Below are 339 nucleotides of genomic sequence, written 5' to 3'. Positions count from 1 at the left end.
GGCCGTGGTGGTCGCGGGCCTGGAAGCCGAGATCGACGCCGTCGCGGAGGCTGCGGGCGAGCGGGGCTGGAAGACCAGCCGTCTGCGGACCAGCCACGCCTTCCATTCGCGGTTGATGGAGCCGATGTTGGAGGACTTCCTCTCAGTTGTGCGGTCCCTGGCCTTCTCCGAGCATTCGGTCCCGGCTGTGTCTTCGTTTACGGGCCGTCAGGTCGGTGTCGGGCAGTGGTCGGACCCGGAGTACTGGGTGGACCAGGTCCGCAAGCCGGTCCGCTTCGCCGACGCCCTCGAAGCGCTCGACGGCGTCACCAGGTTCGTCGAATTGGGCCCGGACGGCGT

The 339-nt window shown here is 68.4% G+C and carries 1 protein-coding gene; it reads left to right on the top strand.

Annotated elements, in window-relative coordinates; all coding sequences use genetic code 11:
* Positions 1-4: 4 nt before the first annotated feature.
* Positions 5-339, top strand: a 335-nt coding sequence (locus tag PUR56_RS01390) for an acyltransferase domain-containing protein (protein ID WP_329947506.1), incomplete at its 3' end; no start/stop codon positions are given.

Origin of the sequence: Streptomyces sp. BE303, assembly GCF_036290945.1 — a bacterium.
Lineage (GTDB): Bacteria > Actinomycetota > Actinomycetes > Streptomycetales > Streptomycetaceae > Kitasatospora.
The sequence above is the reverse complement of the archived record's forward strand: the minus strand, read 5'-3'. Positions and strand labels throughout refer to the sequence as shown.